Below are 6,163 nucleotides of genomic sequence, written 5' to 3' on the forward strand. Positions count from 1 at the left end.
GCGGCCAGCGGGGCCTGGTCGGGTCGCCGCCGGCGCGGGGCGCGCTCGGCGGGTGGGGCGGGTCAGCCGAGGAAGGCCTGGTCCGACAGGGTCGCGCCCTTGATGTTGGTGAACTCGCGCAGCAGGTCCTGCACGGTGAGTGCGGACTTGGTCGCGGCGTCGGCCTCGTAGACGATCCGGCCCTCGTGCATCATGATGAGCCGGTTGCCCAGGCGGATGGCCTGCTCCATGTTGTGCGTGACCATGAGGGTGGTCAGACCGCCCTCGCGGACGATGCGCTCGGTGATCGTGGTGACCAGCTCCGCACGCTGCGGGTCGAGAGCCGCCGTGTGCTCGTCGAGCAGCATGATGCGCGGCTGGGTGAACCCGGCCATGAGCAGGGACAGCGCCTGCCGCTGGCCGCCCGAGAGCAGGCCGACCTTGGCGGTGAGCCGGTCCTCGAGACCGAGCTCCAGCATGGAGAGCTGCTCGGCGAACCGGCCACGGCGCTTCTTGCTCAGACCCGGGCCGAGCCCCCGCCGGCGGCCGCGCAGCAACGCGAGCGACAGGTTCTCCTCGATCGTGAGGTTCGGTGCGGTCCCGGCGAGCGGGTCCTGGAAGACGCGGCCGACGTACTTGGCGCGACGGTGCTGCGGCAGGCGGTTGACGTTGGTGCCGTCGATCTCGATGTTCCCGCTGTCGGCGAGCAACCGCCCGGAGACGGCGTTGAGCAGTGTCGACTTGCCGGCGCCGTTGGAACCGATCACCGTGACGAAGTCGCCCTCGGCGAGCGTGAGACTGAGGTCGTGCAGCGCCCGGCGCTCGTTCACGGTGCCGGGGAAGAACGTCTTGGACACTCCGGTGACGGTCAGCATCGTCACGCCTCCTTGGTGCCGGTCGCGGCGGCGCCGGCGGACTCGGGCCCCGCGCCGACGGCGGTCCCGGTTCCCGCCGCCGCACGTTCGTTGGCGGCGACCGGGGTGGTGGGTTTGCGTCCGAAGCGTCCGCCCGCGCCCTTCCAGCGGGGCAGCAGCAGCGCGACCACGACGAGGATGGCCGTGACGGCCTTCATGTCGTTGGGATCCAGGCCGACGCGGAGGGCGGCGAAGATGATGAGCTGGTAGAGCAGGGCGCCCAGGATCACGGCGAGCACCGCGAGCAGCAGCTTGCGCTGGCCGAGGATGGCCTGCCCGATGATCACCGAGGCCAGGCCGACGAGGATGAGGCCGATGCCCATCGAGATGTCGGCGAAACCGCGGTACTGGGCGATGAGCGCGCCGCACATGCCCACGAACCCGTTCGACAGGGCCAACGTGAGGGTCTTGGTGAAGTCGGTCGAGACGCCGAACGAGGAGATCATGGGGCCGTTGTCACCCGTGGCACGGATGGACAGGCCGAGGTCGGTGGTGAGGAACCACAGGACGATCAACCCGAGCAGCAGGACCACGACCGCGAGGATGGCCACCCCGGGCCACTCGCCCAGCAGGTCGGCGTCCTTCAGGGGCGTGAACACGGTGTCGCTGCGCAGCAGCGGGATGTTCGCGCCGTCCATGATCCGCAGGTTGACGGACCACAGCGCGATCATCGTGAGGATACCGGCGAGGAGGCCGTCGATCTTGCCCTTGGTGTGCAGCAGTCCCGTGACCGTGCCGGCGAGGAACCCGGTGCCGAAACCCGCGAGGGTCGCGAGCACCGGATTCCAGCCGGCGAGAATGCCCATGGCCGCCGTCGCGGCGCCCGTGGTGAAACTGCCGTCGACGGTGAGGTCGGGGAAGTTGAGCACGCGGAAGGTCAGGTAGACCCCCAGCGCCATGACCCCGTAGATGAGGCCTACCTCGACGGTCCCGATCACTTCTTCTCAGCCTCGGCGAGGATGTCCTCGGGGATCGTCACGCCCTGACGCTCGGCGGCGTCCTCGTTGACCACGTAGGTGAACTCGGTGGCGGTCTCCACGGGCATGGTGGCCGGGTCCTCACCGTCGCGCAGGATGCGCAGGGCCATCTCGCCGGTCTGGCGGCCCAGCTCGGTGTAGTCGATGCCGAGGGTGGCGACGGCGCCGCCCTCGACCGTGCCCGACTCCGCGGCGATCACCGGGATCTGCTTGCCCTCGGCGACCTGGACCAGCGAGGCGATGCCCGAGACGACCATGTTGTCCGTGGGGACGTAGATCGCGTCGACGTCACCGAGGGCCTCGACGGCCTGCTGGATCTCGTTGACCGTGGTGACGGTCTGGGTCTCGATCTCCAGGCCCAACGGGCCCGCGGCCTCACGGGCCTGATCCACCTGGACCTGCGAGTTGACCTCGCCGGAGGCGTAGACGATGCCGATGCGCTCGGCGTCCGGGACGATCTCCTTGAGCAGCTCGAGCTGCTTCTCGATCGGGGCGGCGTCCGAGGTGCCCGTGACGTTGGCGCCCGGCTCCTCCATCGAGTCCACCAGCTCCGCCGAGACCGGGTCGGTCACCGCGGTGAACAGCAGCGGCACGTCGGTGATGTTCTGCGCCATCGCCTGGGCGGCCGGGGTGGCCACGGCCAGGGCCAGGTCCAGGTCGTCGGAGGCGAACTGCTGGGCGATGGTCAGTGCGGTGCCCTGCTCGCCGTTGGCGTTCTGCTCGTCGAACTCGACCTCGACGCCGGCTTCGGAGAAGGCCTCCTTGAAGCCGGCCGTGGCGGAGTCGAGGGCCGGGTGCTGGACGAGCTGGTTGATGCCGATGCGGTAGGACTCGCCGCCACCACCGGCGGCGTCGTCCTCACCACCGCTCGAGCAACCTGTGAGGATGAGTGCCGAGGTGGCGACCAGTCCGGTGATGAGCTTCGCGCGTGAGAATGCCATATGCCATGCCCTTGTCTGTGCCTTCTGGGCCTCACGGTGTTCACGCGAGGGGCCGGATGCGAACGGTGCTGGCACATGAGGTTACCGGGTCGCCCGGTCATGGTGAGCCCGGACTCACCTCACGGGCTGCTGCGGCGCCTCCTCCGATTCCGCCAGTTGCCGCTTCCAGGTGCGGAAGCCCTCCTCCGAGCGCCCACGCCGCCAGTATCCCGAGATCGACGCCCGCGCGGCGGGGATGCCGCGATCGGTGCGCAGATAGGGGCGCAGGTGCTTCATCACCGTCTCGGCCTCGCCGTGGACGAACGCTTGCACGTCCCCGCCCGGCCACGGCATGCCCCGGACCGCGTCGATCAGCGGCGCCTCGCCGTCGATCACTCCGGGGCCGGCGTCCGCCGAGGAGGTTCCGCGGTGCACCCAGGTGATCTCCACGCCCGCCGGCGCGGTGATCGGGATCTCGTCGTCGTCGTCGGACACCTCGAGGAACACGGCACCCACAGCGTTCTCCGGTAGCGACTCCAACGCCGCCGCAATCGCCGGCACAGCGGTCTCGTCACCTGCCAACAGGTGGAAATCCGCCTCAGGGTCCGGCCGGTACCCGCCGCCGGGGCCGCGCACCGCGACCCGGGCGCCGGGTGCGACGGACCGGGCCCACGGACCGGCGACACCCTCGTCACCGTGGACGACGAAGTCGATCCAGATCTCGCGCGCGTCCGCGTCGACGCGCCGGACGGTGTACGTGCGCACGACCGTCTCCCCGGCGTGGGGCAGTTCGAGCTTGACGTAGCTGTCCGTCTCCGCGCGGGCGGCGAACGAGTCGAAGCCGTCCCCGCCGAGGACGACCCGCACGAGGTGCGCGGTAACCGGCTCCGTGCGCAGCACCGTGAGGGTGAGCGGAGGGCGGGCCTGGGGGCGAGTCACGGCGTTCTCCTTCGACCTGGGTTAGTTAGGTGACCCTATCCTTGCATGTTTCCGCGCGCTCGAGGGGGGCCCCGCTCACCGAGGCCGAGCTGGACTGCATCATCGAGATGGCGCGACCCCCCGGGGACGACGCTCAACGTCCCCGGGGCGCGATGGCCGGCCACCTGGGCCGAGTACGAGAAGCGCTTCGCCGACGGGCTCGTCGGTGGGAGGGCAACCGGCGCGTCGGCCGACCGCCGCGCCGGCACGGCCAACAGCTGCGACCGCAGGACCTACCGCCGCGGCGCCTCGGCCAACGACCCCGACCGCACGGCCGGGGTGGATCGTCTTCCGGCGTCGGGCCGGGCCGGTGTCAGGCCACGCTGGCGGCGGCCGGTTGCGGGGACCGGAGAGGGCAGCGTTCCCTGAACCCGAACGCGCAGATCGCGGCTGCGCCTGCCACGACCACGACGATGCCGAGGATGATCGGCGCGGCGGGGAAGGGTAGTTCCTGGGACAGGACGAAGGCGCCCATGAGCAGGACGAAGAACCCGAAGCCCTTGCGCAGCGCCTTCTCGGGGACCACGGAGGTGAGGCGGACGCCGACGAAGGAGCCGGCGATGGCGGCGGCGGTGACCGCCGCGACGAGCGGCCAGTCCAGCGACACCGAGGTGAGGTAGCCGCCGAGTCCGGCGAAGGACTTCATGGCGATGACCAGAAGCGAGGTGCCCACGGCGGCGGTCATCGGCAGGCCCGCCAGGAGGACGAGGGCCGGGACGACGAGGAAGCCGCCGCCCGCACCGACCAGACCGGTCGCGGCGCCCACGACGAGGCCGTCGAGCAGGATCCGCCACAGCGGGTGGTGGTGATCGTTGCTCTGCCCGTCGCGGTCCTTGCGTCCCTTGATCATGGCGCCGGCGGTGGCGATCATCATGATCGCGAAGGCGACCATGAGGACGGTGCCGGGGATGTAGCCGCCGGCCAGTCCGCCGAGGAACGCGCCCACCATGCCGGCGGCGCCGAAGATCAGTCCCGTACGCCACTGGACGTTGCCCTTGCGGGCGTGGCCGAAGAGGCTGACCAGTGAGGTGGCGCCCACGACGAACAGGGAGGTCGCGATCGCCTCCTTGGGGTCGAGCCCACCGATGTAGGTGAGCAGGGGGACGACCAGGATGGATCCGCCCCCGCCGAGCAGGCCCAGGGACAGTCCGACCAGGACGGCCAGGGCCACGACGATGATCGTGGTGATCTCCATGTCAGGTGCCTTTCTCCGGCGGGGGCGCCGGGGTGGGATCGGTCAGGAGCGGGCGGGCAGCGAGTCCAGGACGGCGCCGAGGCCCGGCTCGTCGGCCAAACGGTTCCACGGCATCTTCGACAGGCCCGCGGCCATGGCGCAGGAGTTGCTCGCCGCGGAGTAGGTCAGCCCGGCTCCGATGGCGCCGGCGAGGTAGGCGAACTTGGGGGAGACGACCTTGGAGGCGGTGACGCCGGCCAGGACGAGCGAGCCGGCGACCATGCGGACCTGCCGGTCCATCGCCCAGGCGCCCTTGCCGCGGACGACCTCGCCGCCGGCGGCCTCGTAGCCGGCGATGCCGCCGTCGAGCACGGTCACGGAGTCGGGGTCCACGCCCACGGCCTCGAGGCGCTCGTTCGCCTGCCGGGCGCGGTTTCCGGACTGGCAGATCAGGACCACCTGCCCCGGCAGGCGGGAGGCGAACTCCTCGCCGTGCTCCGCGAGCAACGGCAGCGGCACGTTGTAGGAGCCGCGGATGTGGACGGAGGAGTACTCGGCCGGCGACCGCACGTCGATGACGGTGGGCGGGGTGTCAGAGTCCAGGGCGTCGCGCAGGTCGGCCGGGGCGAGGGTGGGGGCGGTGGTCAGGGTGGAAAGCATGGGTGAACCGAAATCCTTCGTGTGTGACAAATGCGGGGTCAGGTGGCGGCGGGATGCCGCCGAACACCGGGGGCCGGACGGGGTGTCCGGCCCCCGCAGGTGGGGTGCGTCAGATCAGGCGGACGCGAGGTTGCGCGCGGACCAGGCGCCGTAGCTGCCCTCGAGCTCGACCACGCGGTAGCCGGCCCGGCGCAGGGCACTGGCCGCCACGGAGTTGCGAACGCCGCTCTGGCAGTAGGTCACGATCGGACCGTCGGCCGGGAGCTGGTCGAGGTTCCACAGCACCCGTCCGCCGCTGAGCTGCGCGGAGCCCGGGATGTGGCCGTCGGAGTGCTCAGATTTGTTGCGCACGTCCAGGACCATCGCCGCGTCGAAGGAGCCGAGCTCGTCGGGGCCGATCATCTCGGGGGTCGCGGTGGGCAGGCCCTCCAGAGTGGTCGTGTACCCGGTGACCGTGTCGATACCAACCCGCAGCAGGTGGTCGCGGTACTCACCGGCGACCTCCTCGTCGGGCGCGAGCACGACCAGGGGCGTGTCCTCCTTCTCGGGGTCGTAGACCCA

Annotated in this window: 7 protein-coding genes; all 7 read right to left on the reverse strand. The window is 70.9% G+C overall.

Annotation, left to right across the window (positions count from 1 at the left end):
* Positions 1-62: 62 nt before the first annotated feature.
* Entirely contained in the window at positions 63-854 is a 792-nt protein-coding gene (locus G6023_RS02885; RefSeq protein ID WP_067712961.1) for an ABC transporter ATP-binding protein, read from the reverse strand.
* A 2-nt stretch (positions 855-856) separates the two neighbouring features.
* Positions 857-1,831, reverse strand: coding sequence for an ABC transporter permease (locus tag G6023_RS02890; RefSeq protein WP_182634041.1), 975 nt, complete (start codon positions 1,829-1,831; stop codon positions 857-859).
* Positions 1,828-2,811, reverse strand: coding sequence for an ABC transporter substrate-binding protein (locus G6023_RS02895; protein WP_182634042.1), 984 nt, complete (start codon positions 2,809-2,811; stop codon positions 1,828-1,830). The genes G6023_RS02890 and G6023_RS02895 overlap by 4 nt, the downstream gene beginning before the upstream one ends.
* Before the next feature lie 114 nt (positions 2,812-2,925).
* A complete protein-coding gene (locus tag G6023_RS02900; protein WP_154830103.1) occupies positions 2,926-3,729 on the reverse strand; it encodes a siderophore-interacting protein in 804 nt (267 codons plus the stop codon).
* 352 nt (positions 3,730-4,081) lie between these two features.
* Positions 4,082-4,963 (reverse strand): sulfite exporter TauE/SafE family protein, encoded by an 882-nt coding sequence (locus G6023_RS02905; RefSeq protein ID WP_119192107.1) that lies wholly within the window; start codon positions 4,961-4,963, stop codon positions 4,082-4,084.
* A gap of 42 nt (positions 4,964-5,005) precedes the next feature.
* On the reverse strand, positions 5,006-5,602 hold the full coding sequence (locus G6023_RS02910) for a rhodanese-like domain-containing protein (RefSeq protein WP_182634043.1): 597 nt from the start codon (positions 5,600-5,602) through the stop codon (positions 5,006-5,008).
* A 114-nt stretch (positions 5,603-5,716) separates the two neighbouring features.
* Positions 5,717-6,163, reverse strand: a 447-nt coding sequence (locus G6023_RS02915; RefSeq protein WP_182634044.1) for a rhodanese-like domain-containing protein, incomplete at its 5' end; no start/stop codon positions are given.

The organism is Dietzia sp. DQ11-71 (assembly GCF_014144995.1).
Classification (GTDB): Bacteria; Actinomycetota; Actinomycetes; order Mycobacteriales; family Mycobacteriaceae; genus Dietzia; species Dietzia kunjamensis.

Coding starts and splice junctions, on each gene's coding strand:
- G6023_RS02885 (WP_067712961.1), bottom strand. CDS start 854: ATGCTGACCGTCACCGGAGTGTCCAAGACGTTCTTCCCCGGCACCGTG.
- G6023_RS02895 (WP_182634042.1), bottom strand. CDS start 2,811: ATGGCATTCTCACGCGCGAAGCTCATCACCGGACTGGTCGCCACCTCG.
- G6023_RS02905 (WP_119192107.1), bottom strand. CDS start 4,963: ATGGAGATCACCACGATCATCGTCGTGGCCCTGGCCGTCCTGGTCGGA.
- G6023_RS02910 (WP_182634043.1), bottom strand. CDS start 5,602: ATGCTTTCCACCCTGACCACCGCCCCCACCCTCGCCCCGGCCGACCTG.